Annotated in this window: 14 protein-coding genes; 6 read left to right on the top strand and 8 right to left on the bottom strand. The window is 52.0% G+C overall.

Annotated elements, in window-relative coordinates:
- Positions 1–19: 19 nt before the first annotated feature.
- On the bottom strand, positions 20–1615 hold the full coding sequence (locus AB1656_11120) for a galactokinase family protein (protein ID MEW6235929.1): 1596 nt from the start codon (positions 1613–1615) through the stop codon (positions 20–22).
- A gap of 176 nt (positions 1616–1791) precedes the next feature.
- On the opposite strand from AB1656_11120, the gene AB1656_11125 reads away from it, so the two are divergent.
- From AB1656_11125 to AB1656_11140, 4 genes are all read left to right on the top strand, one after another.
- Positions 1792–2733 carry a hypothetical protein gene (locus tag AB1656_11125; GenBank protein ID MEW6235930.1) on the top strand — a complete coding sequence of 314 codons (942 nt, stop codon included), beginning with the start codon at positions 1792–1794 and terminating at the stop codon, positions 2731–2733.
- 95 nt (positions 2734–2828) lie between these two features.
- Positions 2829–3608 carry a UDP-2,3-diacylglucosamine diphosphatase gene (locus tag AB1656_11130; GenBank protein MEW6235931.1) on the top strand — a complete coding sequence of 260 codons (780 nt, stop codon included), beginning with the start codon at positions 2829–2831 and terminating at the stop codon, positions 3606–3608.
- A 273-nt stretch (positions 3609–3881) separates the two neighbouring features.
- Positions 3882–4364: an Lrp/AsnC family transcriptional regulator gene (locus AB1656_11135; protein ID MEW6235932.1), complete on the top strand. Its 483-nt coding sequence runs from the start codon at positions 3882–3884 to the stop codon at positions 4362–4364.
- A 12-nt stretch (positions 4365–4376) separates the two neighbouring features.
- On the top strand, positions 4377–5573 hold the full coding sequence (locus tag AB1656_11140) for an aminotransferase class I/II-fold pyridoxal phosphate-dependent enzyme (GenBank protein ID MEW6235933.1): 1197 nt from the start codon (positions 4377–4379) through the stop codon (positions 5571–5573).
- On the opposite strand, the gene AB1656_11145 is transcribed toward AB1656_11140, so the two are convergent.
- On the bottom strand, positions 5560–6651 hold the full coding sequence (locus tag AB1656_11145) for an HD domain-containing phosphohydrolase (protein MEW6235934.1): 1092 nt from the start codon (positions 6649–6651) through the stop codon (positions 5560–5562). The genes AB1656_11140 and AB1656_11145 overlap by 14 nt on opposite strands.
- A 289-nt stretch (positions 6652–6940) precedes the next feature.
- Here AB1656_11145 and dapA point away from each other — a divergent pair, with 289 nt between their 5' ends.
- Both dapA and AB1656_11155 read left to right on the top strand, forming a co-directional pair.
- On the top strand, positions 6941–7858 hold the full coding sequence (gene dapA / locus AB1656_11150; GenBank protein ID MEW6235935.1) for a 4-hydroxy-tetrahydrodipicolinate synthase: 918 nt from the start codon (positions 6941–6943) through the stop codon (positions 7856–7858).
- Between the two features lie 349 nt (positions 7859–8207).
- Complete coding sequence (locus AB1656_11155) at positions 8208–10691, top strand: tetratricopeptide repeat protein (protein ID MEW6235936.1); 2484 nt, start codon at positions 8208–8210, stop codon at positions 10689–10691.
- A 6-nt stretch (positions 10692–10697) separates the two neighbouring features.
- Here AB1656_11155 and AB1656_11160 read toward each other — a convergent pair whose 3' ends face one another.
- The 6 genes from AB1656_11160 to AB1656_11185 form a co-directional block, all read right to left on the bottom strand.
- On the bottom strand, positions 10698–11261 hold the full coding sequence (locus AB1656_11160; protein ID MEW6235937.1) for a hypothetical protein: 564 nt from the start codon (positions 11259–11261) through the stop codon (positions 10698–10700).
- Positions 11239–12339, bottom strand: coding sequence for a DNA replication/repair protein RecF (recF, locus tag AB1656_11165; protein ID MEW6235938.1), 1101 nt, complete (start codon positions 12337–12339; stop codon positions 11239–11241). The genes AB1656_11160 and recF overlap by 23 nt, the downstream gene beginning before the upstream one ends.
- A 70-nt stretch (positions 12340–12409) precedes the next feature.
- Positions 12410–12910, bottom strand: a complete 501-nt coding sequence (gene sixA, locus AB1656_11170) for a phosphohistidine phosphatase SixA (GenBank protein ID MEW6235939.1) — start codon at positions 12908–12910, stop codon at positions 12410–12412.
- Positions 12911–12924: 14 nt separating this feature from the next.
- The gene (locus AB1656_11175; protein ID MEW6235940.1) at positions 12925–14574 is read right to left on the bottom strand and encodes a hypothetical protein; all 1650 of its coding nucleotides are present in this window, start codon (positions 14572–14574) and stop codon (positions 12925–12927) included.
- Positions 14575–14735: 161 nt separating this feature from the next.
- A complete protein-coding gene (gene rpe / locus AB1656_11180) occupies positions 14736–15389 on the bottom strand; it encodes a ribulose-phosphate 3-epimerase (GenBank protein ID MEW6235941.1) in 654 nt (217 codons plus the stop codon).
- 19 nt (positions 15390–15408) lie between these two features.
- Positions 15409–16146: a pyridoxine 5'-phosphate synthase gene (locus AB1656_11185; GenBank protein ID MEW6235942.1), complete on the bottom strand. Its 738-nt coding sequence runs from the start codon at positions 16144–16146 to the stop codon at positions 15409–15411.
- Position 16147 lies beyond the last annotated feature (1 nt).

Consider the following 16147-nt stretch of genomic DNA (forward strand, 5'->3'; position numbering starts at 1 on the left):
TCCATTCCATTCTCGATGGCTAGGGAATTTCAATATACCCCGCTCCGGCGGCGGGCTGGCAGATTTCCACTAGCGGCTCCCCTTCCGTCCAGGAAGCGATAAGCGCCTTCAATTCTTCAGCGGTTTTTTTCGCGTATTCTTCTTTGGTCAACGCCAGGATCGAGCCTCCCAGCCCTGCTCCCGTCAAACCCGCTCCCGCCACTCCTTCCAGCTCGCGGCAGCGATCCACCATCCGATCCAATTCGGGGATGCTGCAACGATAGCCTCCCGGCCGATAGGCGGCGGCCTGGCGGAAATCATCCAGCGAACGCCGGGCGCTTTCCGCCCATTCGTCGATTCGTTCGTCCCCCGCATCGAAGCGATAAGGCCGCGAAATGCCGTTCTTCCAAACCGATACGCGGTCGCCGTCGTGGGAGATATACATCAATTCGCCCGCTTCGCCGATCTTCCCCTCGCGCAAGAGTTGCGGAAAGCGCTTGGCGCGGTCGCATTCCGCAATGCCGAATAATAGAACTTCGCGCAACGGCAAATCTTCCGTCTCTCCATAGAGATTGAATATGCGATCGAAATCCTCTTCCAGAGCGGGATAAGATTTTAAGAGTTGATTCCGGCTGGCTTTGAGAGGAATCTCTTTGAGGGCTTGGTAAATCTCCTCCCATCCGGCATCCAACGCTTCAGGCGAGATATCGCGCAAATAATGAAGACGTTCCCGCCAGGCGGGATGTTGTTCCCGGAAAAGCAGAAAGGCGATTTCGTAGGCGGCAATGCGGGCGTTGAAAGTTTTACGCGCGCCGGACGCCTTGGCCGCCTCTTTGCCGCAATGGGCTAAAATGACATTATATCCTTCCGGAAATGGATAATGCTGGCAGGTCAATGGCATAAAACCAGTATGAGCGACGCAGTTTCTTTCCCCCAAAAGCATGGCGGAATGATCTCCCGCCCCGCCCCGCGTCCCCACGTACCATTCCCCGCTTCCACAGATATCCACCAACTCGGCGTTGGATAGAGTAAGCCGGTTTGCCTGCTGAAGAGCCATCGTTATCCCTACGACGAGGCTCGATGAGGAGGATAAGCCCGAGCCGGGAGGTATATCTCCTCCGATCGTCGCATCGATGCCCCGCAAGGACATATCGGCGAAGCGATCTTGGAGTTTTAACGCGCCCGCCTTGAGGTAGTTGCCCCAATCCCCGCGCGTAAGAGAAGCCGATTGCAGGAATTGCAGCCAGTTTCCCCGCTGCTCCGGTGGAATTTCTTGCCCCATCGAAAAAGCGACGTCATGGTAATGCGGATCGATGTTATTCGCTGAGATTCGGTCCTCTTGCCTTGGCGAAAAACAAAAAAAAGTCTCTCTGGCGATGGGGACGTAATTGCACCATCCTCCCCGGTGATCGATATGCACCCCCATAAGATTGATGCGGGCGGGAACGCGCAGAAGATATAATTCCTTTTTATCAGGATAGGTTTGGCGAAAAAAGGAGACCGTCTTCCCCAATAAAGAGGCGCGGCGGCTGACAAGCGAAAAATCGCTTCCATAATGGGGGAATAGAATTTTTCTTCCGGATTCGTTTTGAAGCGCAGAAATTATTACATCAATTTTTTGAGGAGTGATCGCCATGATGTTTTTTCTCGTATCAATTTGATATCATTGGTGATAGCTATACATATCCCTGATTTCTGAAGGTATGGCGGCATGGATTATTTACCCCAAAAACTTGACGCCCTAATTTTAGCCTTACTATAATTGTATTATGTACGAGTATCAATAAACCGAAAACGAACAGGAGAGAAGAAATGAAATTAGCGCCGGTTATTTTAGCGTTTTTCTTATTATTCGTTTCGCCCATCGCTTTTTCTCAAGATAACGCGAGCGCAAATAATGAAGCGGCTGGCGCCCAGGATGCAACGAATGCGCCGGATGCCGCCAGCGCCACGGTTACGGCGGAAGAAACGGATGCAGCGGCGAATGCAGACGCTTCGACGAACGTTTTGCCTCCCGCCGCTCCGGCTGGGGAAGCGTCAACGAGCGCATCCAGCGGCGGCGGCAGCTTCGATACGAATATGGCCCAAGCCAATCAAGCCTTTTTGGCATTGCGCAACCGTCAAATTCAAATGGCGCTTCAGGGCTACAAACAAGCTGCGGCTTCCAATAGCGAATATAAGAAAATGGAAGATTTTTGTCAAAATATCCTTGATCGCATCAAAGAATTGGAGACGGAATGGCGGGATATTTTTGGAAAAGCCCAGTCGCCGCAATTTCGTTCCGAAAAACTTACGAGAGACGAGATCGACCGCATGATCGATTTTCAATACCGCCAACAACTCGCCGGGCAGGCGCTGGGAGATATGGGTATTATCGCATTAATTCCGGTAGCCGATCTGGGGCTTGATTTCGAAGGCGCGGAAAACACGACCTTGGCGGAATACGTCGGATGGACGAGGCCGAAATCAATCAATGAGCGAATTTGGCAAAGAGTGCGGACGCGCACGTTGGAAAGGCAACTCGTTTTCGCCAAACAGGAAATCTATATGCAGCAACGCCAGGAACGCTTGCAGCGAGTGGAAGATTACCGACGCCGGCGTCTTGATCGGCAATCCGCCGCTGGCGGATTCGGCGGCTTCCAAGGCGGCGGCATGGGCGGCAGCTTCGGCGGCATGGGCGGCGGCATGGGCGGCGGCATGATGGGCGGCTTTGGCGGCGGCATGATGGGCGGGGGCATGATGGGCGGTTTCTGATTCCGCCAACGATTGCCTAGTGATTTTAGAATTGACCGAGAGAGCGGAAAAAAAATTCCGCTCTCTTTTATTTCTCTTGCTTGTTTAGGAATGACATGGATTGTCAAGAATCATGTTCCGATAAGAACCTTTCGCTCGATTCCTCTCTTTCTTCCCGATCGAAAGAGGCGGCGATGGCTTCCGTTCATCGCGGCCGCAGCGTCTTTTTCGCCGATCTCCATCATCCCGGCGGCCAATGCGAAGAGATCGATGCGCTGTTCGGCGAAATCCCCGATGACGCGAAGCGGATTTTTCTGTTGGGGGATATTTTTCACTATTGGATTAACGATAAAGAATTCATCGAGGAGCGCTATCGGGCTTTTCTCTCCCGCCTGAAGCGATGGGCGGATCAAGGAATCGAACTTTTCTTTCTGGAAGGGAATCGGGATTTTCTCGCTTCCCATTATTTCGACGAACAATCCTGGATCGAAGTTCTCTCCAATCCCGCTGTGATCGATATCGGAGGCCGCTCCGTTTATATCGGGCATGGAGATGAATTATGCTGGAACGATTGGGCGTATCAATTTTATAAATCATTGATCCGGTCTTCTTGGATGCGGTTGGCGGCCGATCGCCTTCCCGCCTCCCTGCGGCGCAGCCTGGCGCGGAAAATGTCGCAAACCAGCGCGGCGATCGTAGCGGGCAAAAGCCAGGAAACACTCCGAATTCCCCATCGCGCTTACGAACAGATTGTCGCGACCGGCATCGATCTGATTATCCACGGCCACTTGCACGAATCCTATCAACGGGAATGCCGCGCCAGGGGAATGCAGGGAACGATCGTCAGTTTCGGCTGGAAAGACGGAAAAAGAAATTTCATTCATTTTGAAGGATAATCCTCCTATAGGCGTTGCCTATCGGTTCCATTCTCTCTATCATTCTCTATTTATCGTTCCGCCGGGGCTGTTTTGTCTCCTGGCGGTATTAGATAAAGCCGGGCTGGTCTTTTTTATCGCAACGGATACTCCGTTGGTTCTGCCTCGTTTATTTCTCCCTTGATTAAAAAAAGCGCTCGGCGGCCGCCGCGCGCCTTTCCTGCTTCGGACCGCGGCGGCGGAATCGATAGATAACGGTTCAATTCTTGTATGGAAAGCGAGAACGCTATGCCCTTGCGCGCCAAAATCCTCGAAATTCTCGAACGAGACGCCCGCATCCTCCCCGCCGATATCGCCGTCATGGTGGGGGAAGAGGAAGCGAAAGTCGCCGAAGAAATCAAGCAGATGGAAAAAGAGGGAATCATTCTTGCCTATAAAGCGATCGTGAATCCCGAACGAGCTTTGGAAGATAAGGCGGCTTGTTTGATCGAAGTCTCCGTGCAACCGGAAAAAGGGTACGGCTTCGACAAAATCGCGGAGCGCATCTATCGTTTTCCGGAAGTGCAATCCGTCTTTCTTGTCTCCGGCGGCTACGATTTGCTGGTGGTCATCGAAGGAAAAACCGTGCGGGAGATCGCCGATTTCGTCATCGACAAGCTGGCGACGTTATCCAACGTCCGATCCACCGCATCTCACTTTTTATTGAAAAAATACAAAGAGTCGGGCATGATCCTGGTCGAACACGAAAAACGGGATCGCATACCCGTTACTCCATAAAATGAGGCGAACATGGCAACCTATCCCACCCCCATCCATTCCGCGCCGGAGCCGCGTCCTCGCGTCAACCGGCAAGTTCTTGAACTCCCTCCTTCGGGCATCCGGGTTTTCTTCGACTTGGTGGCGGGCAAACCCGGCGTGGTTTCTCTGGGAGTCGGCGAACCCGATTTCAGCACTCCCTGGCATATCTGCGAGGCGGGCATCTATTCCCTTGAACGAGGGCATACGTCGTATACTTCCAACAGCGGAACGCCTCAACTGCGGGAAGAACTCGCTGTTTATCTGCAAAGAAAATTCAACGCCGTTTACGATCCCGCCAAGGAATTCATTATTACGGTTGGCGGCAGCGAAGCCTTAGACCTCGCTTTCCGCAGCCTCTTGGAGCCGGGGGATGAGGCTATCGTTCTCGATCCTTCCTTCGTCTCTTATGCGCCGCTGGCGGCGTTGGCCGGAGGAACGCCCGTTTGCGTTCCTTCTTCGATCGAGAATCAATTCCTGCCCCGGTTGGAGGATTTGGAAAAAGCGGTTTCGCCGAAAACGAGGGCGATCATCGTCAATTATCCCAACAATCCCACCGGCGCGGCGTTGAACCAATCGCAAGCGGAAGAAATCGCCGATTTCGTTTTGCGGCATGATCTTACGCTAATCAGCGACGAGATTTACATGGAATTGAGTTATGAAGGACGCCCCGCAACCTTTACGTCCATCCCCGAAATCCGGGACCGGTTGATTCTTTTAGGTGGCTTTTCCAAAGCGTGGGCTATGACGGGATGGCGATTGGGCTTCGCTGCCGGACCTTCCGATTTCATCGCGGCGATGACCAAGATTCATCAGTATTCCATCATGTGCGCTCCTACGACGGCTCAGGAAGCCGCCGTGGAAGCCTTGCGCCACGGCGACGACGAAGTCGAGCGGATGAGAAAGGAATACGATGCCCGCCGACGCTACATCGTCCATCATTTCAATCGAATCGGATTGGATTGCTTATCGCCGAAAGGCGCTTTTTACGTCTTTCCTTCCATCCGCTCGACGGGTCTCTCGTCTCAACAATTCGCAGAACGGCTTCTGGAGAAAGAAAACGTCGCCGTGGTGCCGGGGCCGGCTTTTGGCAAGTGCGGCGAGGGGCATATCCGTTGTTCCTACGCCGCTTCTTTCGAAGATATTCAGGAAGCCATCCAACGGATCGAACGCTTCATCAATACGCTTTGAACTGGAACATCTCGATAATTCGCTCGCCTTCGCGTTTAAGAATGGAGATCAGCGCCTTGACGACTTCGCCGTCGTATACGGCGTCGGCGTTTTCCTGAAAATAATGGATGATATCTTGGATAGGCCAGGCGGGCTTGTAATTCCGTTTCGTCGCCAAGGCGTCGCATACCTCCGCCACCATCAGCATTCGGCTATGGGGATGAATCTCGTTTTTGGATAAGCCTCGAGGATAGCCGGTTCCATTCATCCGTTCGTGGTGTTCGTAGACGTAACGGCTTACTTCTTTGAGGGATGGGATTGGCGAAAGGATTTTATAACCAATAAATACGTGATCCTTCATGATATCGTATTCGATCGGCGATAACTTATCCTTTTTTAAGAGGATAGAGTCGGGAATGCCGATCTTTCCGATGTCATGCAACTGGCAAGCGAGGCGAAGCGTTTGAAAATGTTCTTCGCCGACGCCTAATTCTATGGCGAGATGGATTACGAATTCGGCAACCCGTTGGCCGTGGCCTTCCGTGTAAGGATCCCTCGCTTCCAGAGCCAGAGAAAGCGATTGCACGGAGTGAAACAAAAAATCGCTCAATTCCTTGGTCCGCGCTTCGACTCTCTTTTCCAGGTCGATCTGATAATCGCGGTTGTCGATGGAAAGGCGGCGGTAATTAAGAGCACGGTTGAGCGTAACCTTCAAAATGTCTAGGTTAAAAGGTTTGATTAGATAATCGTACGCTCCCAAACGGATCGCATCGATGCTATTATCGAGGGTAGGACGGCCGGTCATGAGGACGACCGGAGTTAAAGGAAGATACTCCAAGGCGATGGCGAGCAAATCGTGCCCTTTCAGTACGGGCATATAAATATCGGATAATATTGCATCGAATTCTTGTTCCTGAATCCATTGCGCCGCCGTCTCGGACCGATCCGTCCATAAGACTTGAGCATTCAATTGCTTAAGGAAATCGGAGACAACGCAGCAAATTACTTGATCGTCATCAACGACCAATATTTTTGCGTTACGAAATAAATCTGGCTTTTCGATATTTTCTATGAGATTCAGTTTGGATCGAGAGTTCATTATGGCCTTGGATACAACAACAAAAAGAAACGATTGGCATCGTTTGCAAGCGATAAATTGTTGCAACGCAATTTCAATTCTTTCGCTTTTTTCATAAAGTGAATTATATCTTGACGAAGGATTGGTTGACAGAGGCAGGAGGGATTTTTTACGATGACATCGTCATATAATCCTAAAAAGTTCATCCCCGTCCTAGCCTCCTGGTTAAGTACATTAAAAGTGTTTTTGTTTTTTGTTCGCTCGCGGTTTATTTTTATATAAAAATATAATAATAGGAAGGTGTTCCGCTATGTTTGAAGGTTCCGCCGTCGCCTTGATCGCCCCATTCCACAATGGAGCGGTCGATTATATCGCTTTGGAAAGACTGATCGATTTCCATGCGAAAGCCGAAACCGAATGCATCCTGGTCTGCGGCACAACGGGCGAGTCCGCTACGCTCAGCCACCAGGAACATAAAGACATCATCGGCCATGCCGCCCAATACGTCCGATCCGTTCGCGGAGGCAACCGCTATCCTCTGCTGATGGCGGGTTCGGGCAGCAACAATACCAAGGAAGCTTTGGATCTGACGCAAGCCGCCAAAGATTTGGGCGCAGATGTTGCCTTGCTCATCTCTCCCTACTACAACAAGCCTACCCAACAAGGATTGTTGCAACATTACCGAACCATCGCCCGCGAAGTGGATATCCCACAGGTCCCTTATAACATTCAAAGCCGCACCGGCGTCAATATTTCCGTCGATACCATCGTAGAACTCGCTCAGGAAAAAAGAATTATCGGCGTTAAGGAAGCCAGCGGCGATCTGGGACAAATATCGGAAATCGCCCGGCGCGCGCCGGAAGGCTTCAAGGTTTGGTCGGGCGACGACGGATTGACGCTGCCGATTCTAGCCGTCGGCGGCGCGGGCGTCATCTCCGTCTCCGCCAATATCATTCCCAAAGACGTGCGCGCCTTGGTTCACGCTTTTCTGCGAGGGGATTTTGCGGAAGCCTTGCGGCTTCATCGGCGGATGGCCGCGCTTAACAAAATTCTATTCGTCGAAACCAATCCTGCTCCCATCAAAACCGCCGTCAATCTTCTTAGCCGCAACCCGGAATACGGTCTTCCTCATTGTGGAGAATTGCGTCTGCCAATGGTTCCCCTGCAACGGGAAAACGAAGACAAATTGATAAAGGTTATGCGGGAATACGGTCTCTCGATCCCTTGATTTCTTTTCGGTTAAGGATCATTTTGTCTTAATGGGGGAACTTTCGCTTGGGGAAAGAAACAGGGCGCCTTAAAGGATGCGTTTCCGTTTGCCGTTAGCGCCACAACATGAGAGTAACAAGGCGAAACGTTATTATAGCGTTATGGGACGACGAATGGAGAAGGGCGACGTTTGCCCCAATCTTTGGAAAAATGGTTGTTTGAACAAAGCCATGCGAGCTGGAAGAATGCAGAAGGCGATGAGGTTAATCCGGCATCCGATGAATTCCGCAAATAAATCGATTAGGGCGTTTCCGTCATTCTATCTTTTTTTGGCTTTCATAATAGCAAGTTTTTCCTCGATAGGCGCAGTGGAGGAAAGCCCTAAACAATCGGACTTGTCGAGTCAGGAATTGGTGGAAGCGTTAAACCGCATAGTTTCTTCTTCGGTGAATTACGATGAACGCGTGAAACTGGCGGCGGAAGTGATCGATCGGCTCGAAAAAATGGGAAAGCCTTCTTTTTCCGAACAGGCGCGCAAAATTTGCCTGGAATTTTACGCTTCAATTCCCCCCAATATAAAATCGGCCTGTCAGAACGATCCCGTCAAACCGTTCGACAAAAATTTTCACGAGTACGCACAACTGATCGATCGGGGAAAACGCAACGACGCCCTCGCCAAGATTCATGCTTATTTGGAAAATAAAGAGAACAAAAATCCTCATCCTTCCCTCGCCGTGATGGCGCTGAAATCCGACGATATGCCCTCCTGTTACGCCGTGTTGTTCGTCGATCTCGCCCAACGCAAGGTCAGCCCCTATTCTCAATACGTCATCGGATATCTGACCGCCAGGATTAAACGCATGAGAGAAGCGGAACAGTTGCTTACCCTGGCTAAGGACAAATTGGGCGACCCTATTCTGGAAGACTGGATTACTTTCGATTTGGCGAAAATTTACATTGTGAACGGCGAGACGGAGAAAGCAGGCCAAATCATCGACAACCAGCTCAAAAAGAGTCCCAACAACGCTGGGATGCTTTATTTAAAGGTTTTGTATTTCATTGCAAATAGGAACGATGATGCAGCTCGGCAGCAGTTGGCGCGATTAGAGCCTTTTCTATATGAAGATCCCTATCTCTTGGCGAACACGGCTACTACCGCCGTGCGGATCAATGAGGTGGATACGGCTGTCCGTATTCTGGAAAAATTCGAGGCTATGGTCGAACCAAACCGCGAGTTTTACAGCGCATTCGCTATGGTTCGCAAGGTCCAGGGAAAAATTGGCGATGCGGAAAAATATACCGAGAAAGCCAATCGAATCCCCGATGTCCGGGTCGCCGTTGCCGGAATGCTTCCCCCCAGCGAAGAACTAAAAAAAATTATCGCTTCCGTACGAGATGAAAAACAAAGCCGATACGCTTCCTTGGAGGGAATCGATCCGCTGGCCAAGTCCTATATGAATCTTCTCGACTACAACGCCGTCAGCGCCATTAATATTTTGGAAGAACTGGTAAAAGACAAGCCTGCCAACTACGTTTGGGAACGCTTCACCCTGGCGGCGTTTCAACGCCGCTTCGGCAAAATCGGCGACGCTCTCGAAACGCTGAAAACGATCGCAAAAAACCACCCCGAATTCCGCCCTTATCGAATGCTCGCCTTATTGGCGGACCTTTCCTACCGTCTGGGAGACGAGGCGCAAGCAAAGACCTATTACGCCGAATTGGATAAACAATTTCCCCAATCCTATCAAGCGTTCGTCGCCAAACGTTTTTTAAATTCTTCCTATTCCAAAGACAAAACCGATATTCTATATCCGATTCGCCTCTCGCCGTTGATGTCCCAATTCGCCAATTACTCAGCGCCTTTCGTCTTCTCCGAAATCGGAAATTATTGGGGCGACAATGTGGAATTCTCCACGGTTTGCGCACAATTGGGAGTCAATCCTCGCCGGGGGCTTCAGTTTAACGAATTTCTAGCCGCTCTTTTGACGTGGACCCGTTATCGCATCGTTCCTTTTATTGGAAGTTCCGACGCGGTATTGGAATTTTTGAAACAGAAAATACCGGTGGTTTTTTGCCAGGGAGATATGTTTGCGGGCAATAATATGATCGGTCCATGTCTGATTGTAGGGGCGGATCCCGGCCGAGGACTTTTTTACGCCGAAAACGTTACGCCATCCGATCCTCATCTTTACGCCAGCGAAGAATTGATGGAAGGAATTTGTCTCGCCGCCTACCCCGATTCGCTTAATCCGACGTATTCCAAAGAAGCGGAGCAAGCGATCGCGTTAGGCGAAGAATATGCTCGCTTGAATTCGAACGCTACCAAAAAAAGGCGCGACAATAAGACTGACGACAAGGATTTTCTTAAACGGAGAGAAACTATCGCCCAAGAAAAATCGCCGCTCGCCGTTCCCATGCAACTCGCTTTCGCCCGCTGGATCGTTCAAAACGAAAAGGCGGATCGGGCGAAGAAATATTTCGATTCCATCCAACCGTTAGGCAAAGATTCCGCCCAATTTCTATTCCTCAGCGCGGATTTCGATTTTCGGCAGAAGCGGTTGGACCCGGCGGCGAAAGCTTTGGATGCCGTCGTCCAAAAAAGTCCGGAGAATCCGCGCTACGCCTTGGCGTTAATGCGCATTATGTATTTGCAAGGCAAAATCAAAGAAGCGCTGAGGATGACGGAATCGATGAGAGAACAATTCCCCGAAGACCCGGCAGTATCCGCCCACTTAATGGCGCTTTACGACAAGACGGGAGCGAAGGAAAAAAAGGCGGCGGAAGAAAAAAGATTGAAAGATTTTCTGCATATCGAGAACATCGAAATCAATCTCGATCTTCCCGCGAAATGACGATTTTCATCGACCGTCTGCGCTATAAAGGCGGATGATGCGGATGACGGCAGATAAAAGATCGCGTTGGATGATATCCGGCTGGCGTTCGGACGTTTTGAGCGCTTGCAAGGCGTGGAAAGGCTTGCCGGTTTTCACAAATGCCGTTTTGCATCCGGCCGCCCATCCAGCTTGCATGCTCTCCCAACCGCTGCAAATGAAAAAAACGTCCTGCAGTTTGAAGCCATGTTTGGCGGCGGCGACATGCAATAGCCTCGGTTTGGGGAAGCGGCAACGCTCCCAATCCGCATAAAGACTGGGGCAAACCATAATATCCTCGATTTTGCCGTATCCCTCTTCGATCATTATTCGCATTCGCCCATGAATTTCGTCTAAGGCGCCCGCCGTTATTTCTCCATTGGCGAGCGGTTCCTGACAGGTTACTATAACCGCTTTAATTCCGTTTTCCCGCAGAGTATGAAACGCTTCGATAACGAAAGGCAATAGAATCAAGCGATCAAGCGTCCTCACCGGCTCATCCTGCAGGACATTGACGACTCCATCCCGTTCAATCAGCGCATATCGTTCCATCGTTCACCTGAAAAATTTTCGCCGGGATCAATTCCGCGCCAAGATGTTCGCGGCTGGTGGCCGTTACGATGAGTTGGCCGTCGAGGTCGATCCGCTCCCAAAATCGGGCGCGGCGGCGGTTGTCCATTTCATAGACCACATCGTCGATCAACAGAATCGGCCGGCGTCCCGTCTTGGCGGCGCATAGGCGGGCTTCCGCCAGGCGCAGCGCCAAGGCCGCCGTCCGTTTTTGTCCTTGCGATCCGAATTGGGCCAGATTTTTTCCTTTAAGTGAGAGGGCGGGATCGTCCCGATGCGGCCCGATTTGGGAACTGCCGCGCTCGATTTCCGCCATTCGCGAACGCTCCAGCCGTTCCGCCATTCTCTTTGCGATATCTTCAACGTTTGCTTCCTCGCCGGGGGGATAAGCCAATCCCAAGGGACCGTCATCCGCCAATCCGGCGTAGAATTCTTCCGCTAGAGGTCCCAGATTGCGCACGGTTTCGCCCCGCCGATGAACGATCTGAGCGGCGTATTCGAGAAAGGGGCGATCCCAAACCGCCAATTCCCGCATTCCGCTTCCATGAGGATCGTTCTGCAGCCGTTTCAAAACCGCGTTGCGCTGCTCCAGCGTCCGCCGGAATTTTTGCAACAGCGCAATATACTCCCGGTCGATCTGGGCGATGGACATGTCGAGAAAACGCCGCCGCATCTGCGGCCCCCCCGCCACGATCTCCAAATCCTCCGGCGCGAATAACACCGTGCGCAAATGGCCGTACAAATCTCCGATGCGCGGCAGCGCCGCTCCGTCGATTTTGACCGATTTCCGTTTTTTTTCCAATCCGCACTCGATGCGTTCTTTTACGCTCTCTTCCTCCGCCTCTCCGCGCAGGAATGCCGTTTCGCTCCCCCAGCGTATCAATTCTTCTTCCCTGCGGGTGCGGTGGGAAGTGGATGTGGAGAGAAAAAGGATGGCTTCGATCAGGCTGGTTTTTCCCTGCGCGTTGGCGCCGAGAAAAAGTTGGATTCCGGGGCCGAGCGTCAGAACGGCTTCCTCGATCATGCGGAAATTTCGTACAAGCAAAGAAGATAAAATCATGGAACCGGAGATAGGCGTTAACCAATAGAATTAGAAATGCGCGTCCTGGAGAATGCGAATCTCCGGCGGATCAACAGATCTTTCGCAAATGTTTGGGCTGCAACAGCCACAATAGAACGCCCGCTCCCAACGCCGCTTGGCTTTCCACGCCAACGCAGGCGACGGCGCCCTTTTTCATATCGAATCCGCAATGATCGCCACCTGTAACCAGAAGGGATATCATCCGGCTCATATCGGGTTCATGTCCGACAAAGGCGAGGCTGGCGCCGGCAGAATGCTTCTCGGCGCATCCTTCCAATATTTCCAGCGTCATGCCCGGCGCCATGCCGGAAACCAAAGAGATGGGCGGTTTTGGTTTAAAAGCTTTGGCAACGATCTCCGCCGTCTGTTTGGCCCGCGCATAAGGACTGGAGAATATTTCGTCCAGACCGGCGACGATCCGCGCCAATCCTTTGGCGGTTTGCTCCATTTTTTCGATGCCGTCTTTCGTCAACCGCCGTTCCTCATCGGAAGCGATGTTGGGATCTTCCCGATCGATAGCGATCCCATGCCGAATGAAAAACAGTTCCATTATACGCCTCCCGTTCAGGAGCCGCCGCCATCCAGTTTGGCTTTCCGGGCGGCTTTCCGCGCTTCTCGTTCCGCCGTGATGCGTTCGATTTCAATGCGTTCTTCCTCATCCCGCTTCTTTTTCGATTCTTCCAGTTCAATCAACCGTCCAAACATGCCGCCGCCTTTGAGGGTTTGCTTGATCTCGTCGCCGAAGGGCGTATTGTGCCAGAAAAATTCGCGGAATCGTTTATCCAATTTGGGAATCCTTCGCGCTTCATTAGCGACCCAATGATAATAATTATCCATAAAAACGGCTTTAAGGTCCTGCCTTTGCTCTTTGGTGGAAAACAGAGCGATCCATTTGCCGGTAAGGCCTTCCGAGAGCCAGTAGTGCATGGCGTCGGTCTTGGCGTATTCCCAACGGTAATCGGAGATGCCCGTTATTAACGCCCTGATGCTGGACCGTGGGGGAAAGGCGCAGATGCAAATGCGCGCTCCGCTTCGCCCTTTCATTCCCGGACTCCACGGTTCCCAGCATCCCGATCTCTGCCCATACCCCGGACAGATGATGAATAAAGGCTGCAAATCGACGTCGTCCCCTTTGTATTTTTTCTGAAACATCTGGTAATCGCAGCTAACGACGAACTTCAACGCCTCTTTCAACCAGGCGCGGTTTATAATGGGATTTTCGCGGCTAGGAGCGCAATATTCCTGCGTTAAGATCGCCACCGTATTCGCTCTCGCTCCGACGCACATCCTTTGCATTTGCGGCACATTGATGATTTCGTATTTCAACGCCAAAGCGCCCGTCGCCTTCGGATCGGGCTTGACGCCGTCGAGCGAATATTCGTCGATGGTGCTGTATTTTATCCGCCCCCGAGCGATTTCGTCGAACCATTCGTCGACGAAATACATGCCAGTGTCCTCCGGCTTGCTTTTATCCAGGTAGAGTTGATTCCAAATGTCCATGCGGTCCGCCATCAATTTTTCGTCCAACATGCCGTACCGCATGGCTAAGCGTTTTTCCCAGATTAAATTTTCGCTCGCCTGGCGTTTAGCCATATTGGCGACCATCCGCCAGAAAACGCTGGTCAAAGAAAGCAAGATATTGCGCCGCTGCTCTTTTTCGCAGGTATCCAGATTTTGAAGCAGCGACTTGATTTCGTCCGCTTCTTCCTCGCCGTCCAGCACGGCGCTTAAAAAGGCGCCTGCTTTGTAATGAATAACGGTTTGGGGCGGTTGCGGGATTTGGGCTGCTTCTATGATGGGTCCTTCTTCCTCCGGCGTCTCCGCTGGAGTCTCTTCGGCGCCGGGAGGCGGCGTTTCTTTGATAACTGGAGGCGGCGGCTCTTCTTTTTTGGCTCGTATGGCCTCTTTAACTTTCTCATCGATTCCCGGCGCCGCCTTTTTGACGAATGTGGCGGAGCGTTCCTCCAACGGTTTGACTTTGGGCGGAATCGTGGGCGTGACGACGGCTTGTTTCTTTACGGGTTCGGGCGATGCCATCTCTTCTAAGATGGCTTTTACGGTTTGGGATGGGCCGTTCGCTGCAATATCTACCAACTGGTTTCGTAAATCCAGAATCTCTTGATCGCGCTTCTTGAGCATGACTTGATACTGCTTGACCTTCTGCTCAAGATTCTTGATATATTGAACGATTTGTTCCCGATTCATGGCAGCCATGGGGCCGATGGCTCCTTGATAAGGTTTTTCCAATTCCTTGAATGTTCATTGTAATATTTTGTTGGACAAATTACCACTGGAATCGGAACAATTTTTCGAGATTGGATGGATTTTGGACCTGTAGGGGCGTCCCCCAGCGGGCGCCTGGAAAAAGCGGCGCTTCAATCCCCAACAAGCCGGGACAAATTGCGAAAGGCTTCGGGAGCGTTCTCCTTGCCGAAGATGGAATATCCCGCCACAAATTCTTGCGCTCCAGCTTGAAGCGCCTGCCGGATCGTCTCTTCCCCGATGCCGCCATCCACTTGGATGAGGAACTGGGCGCTTAATTGTTCCCGGCGTTTCGCCAGCCATTCGATTTTGGGCAGGACTTCGGGGTGGAATTTCTGGCCGCCGAATCCGGGATTCACCGTCATAACCAAAACTTGATCCACTTTTTCGAGGCAGGATCCAAGGGCTTCCATTTTTGTTGGAGGATTAATTACAATCCCCGTTTTTTTCATGCGTTCTCGGATGATTTCCAAGACGTTGGCCGCATCCACAGGCGCTTCGATGTGAAATGAAATGCTGCGCACGGAGGGGAAATCGAACCAGGGAATTTGCTCGTCGGGATTGGTTACCATCAAATGGACGTCGAACTGGCTTTGGATTAAGGGCTGCAAGTTTTCGATTAGCAAAGGCCCCATCGTCAGGTTGGGAACGAAATGGCCGTCCATGACGTCGAAGTGAAAAACATCCGCTCCCGCCGCTTCCAGCGAACGCAGCGATTCTTCGAGACGGCCAAAGGGCGCCGATAACAAGGAAGGCAATATTTTCAATGAATTTTTCATCGTAGAATCAAGCGCGTCTTCTCTCGGCGGCGTGATCGATGAGCGTTTTCATCTCGCGCACGGCGCGCTCCATACCTACCAATGTTGCGTAAGATATGATGCTATGGCCAGTATGAAGCCATTGGATTTGCGGCAGGGCGGCTATGCGCGCCGTATTGCGATAATGCAGGCCGTGGCCGGCATTGACGTTCAATCCTAATTTTTCGGCTTGTTCAGCGGCCTTGACGACGATGGCGAACTCTTTGTCTTCCTCTTTCGGCGTTGAGGCGAGGGAGTAGGGTCCCGTATGAATCTCGACGAACTGGACGCCCAGCGAGTGCGCCGCCGCGATCTCTTCCGCCTTGGCGTCGATGAAGATGCTCACGAGGATGCCCGCATCCAGCAATTTTTGGATATTCGGCTGCAGAATCTTCTCCCGTCCGGCGGTTTGCAGGCCGCTTTCCGTCGTTCGTTCTTGCCGCAACTCCGGTACTAGCGTGCAGGCGTGAGGTTGAATCGCCAAGGCCAGATCGGCCATTTCGTTGGTCAAGGCCATTTCCAAGGTCAGAGGAACCTGAAGCATCCGCCGCAGCAGCTCCACATCCCGGTCTTGAATATGCCGCCGGTCTTCGCGCGGATGCACGGTGATCCCGTCGGCGCCGCCCAATTGAGCGAGGACGGCGGCGTCCACCGGATCGGGATAAGGCGTATCGCGCGCCTGGCGCAGCGTGGCGATATGATCGATGTTCAGAGAGAGTTTCGGCATA

The organism is Candidatus Omnitrophota bacterium, from assembly GCA_040755155.1.
In the GTDB taxonomy this organism is placed as follows: domain Bacteria; phylum Hinthialibacterota; class Hinthialibacteria; order Hinthialibacterales; family Hinthialibacteraceae; genus JBFMBP01.

Coding starts and splice junctions, on each gene's coding strand:
- AB1656_11120 (MEW6235929.1), bottom strand. CDS start 1,615: ATGGCGATCACTCCTCAAAAAATTGATGTAATAATTTCTGCGCTTCAA.
- AB1656_11125 (MEW6235930.1), top strand. CDS start 1,792: ATGAAATTAGCGCCGGTTATTTTAGCGTTTTTCTTATTATTCGTTTCG.
- AB1656_11130 (MEW6235931.1), top strand. CDS start 2,829: ATGGATTGTCAAGAATCATGTTCCGATAAGAACCTTTCGCTCGATTCC.
- AB1656_11140 (MEW6235933.1), top strand. CDS start 4,377: ATGGCAACCTATCCCACCCCCATCCATTCCGCGCCGGAGCCGCGTCCT.
- AB1656_11145 (MEW6235934.1), bottom strand. CDS start 6,651: ATGAACTCTCGATCCAAACTGAATCTCATAGAAAATATCGAAAAGCCA.
- dapA (MEW6235935.1), top strand. CDS start 6,941: ATGTTTGAAGGTTCCGCCGTCGCCTTGATCGCCCCATTCCACAATGGA.
- AB1656_11160 (MEW6235937.1), bottom strand. CDS start 11,261: ATGGAACGATATGCGCTGATTGAACGGGATGGAGTCGTCAATGTCCTG.
- recF (MEW6235938.1), bottom strand. CDS start 12,339: ATGATTTTATCTTCTTTGCTTGTACGAAATTTCCGCATGATCGAGGAA.
- sixA (MEW6235939.1), bottom strand. CDS start 12,910: ATGGAACTGTTTTTCATTCGGCATGGGATCGCTATCGATCGGGAAGAT.
- AB1656_11175 (MEW6235940.1), bottom strand. CDS start 14,574: ATGGCTGCCATGAATCGGGAACAAATCGTTCAATATATCAAGAATCTT.
- AB1656_11185 (MEW6235942.1), bottom strand. CDS start 16,146: ATGCCGAAACTCTCTCTGAACATCGATCATATCGCCACGCTGCGCCAG.